The organism is Huaxiibacter chinensis (genome assembly GCF_022171985.1).
Taxonomy (GTDB): Bacteria; Pseudomonadota; Gammaproteobacteria; order Enterobacterales; family Enterobacteriaceae; genus Enterobacter; species Enterobacter chinensis_A.
On the sequence record NZ_JAJVHF010000072.1, the window covers coordinates 1 to 538 of the forward strand.

The 538-nt window shown below is 49.1% G+C and carries 2 tRNA genes and 1 rRNA gene; all 3 read right to left on the reverse strand.

The features are described 5' to 3' along the window. Positions 1–155: 155 nt before the first annotated feature. Positions 156–231: transfer RNA gene (locus LZP96_RS23985), tRNA-Ala, on the reverse strand. Positions 232–340: 109 nt separating this feature from the next. Then, positions 341–417 (reverse strand) — tRNA-Ile (locus LZP96_RS23990). A 70-nt stretch (positions 418–487) separates the two neighbouring features. Continuing rightward, positions 488–538 (reverse strand): 16S ribosomal RNA (locus tag LZP96_RS23995); the annotation flags it as partial.

Consider the following 538-nt stretch of genomic DNA (forward strand, 5'->3'; position numbering starts at 1 on the left):
AGACTCGAACACACCGCTTATCTGTTCTTATTACGGAGAACAGACACAGTGTGTCGTTTCAATTTTCAGCTTGATCCAGATTTTTAAAGAGCAAAACTTCGCAGCGCACCTTTTCAGGTACACTCTGAAGTTTTCTTGTTTGTGCAGTAAAGGGATGGTGGAGCTATGCGGGATCGAACCGCAGACCTCCTGCGTGCAAGGCAGGCGCTCTCCCAGCTGAGCTATAACCCCATCGTAATGCTTAATCTCTGATACCCTAATTCGTTTCCGGGCAAGGCATGGTAACACGAAGCATACTTCAGTATGCGAGCGTTGCCATAACGCAGTCCGGAGGCGAATTTGGTAGGCCTGAGTGGACTTGAACCACCGACCTCACCCTTATCAGGGGTGCGCTCTAACCACCTGAGCTACAAGCCTGCAGAGATTCTTTACTGCTTCATTTCATCAGACAATCTGTGTGGACACTACAAAGGCAGGTTCTTTCAGGTAAGGAGGTGATCCAACCGCAGGTTCCCCTACGGTTACCTTGTTACGACTT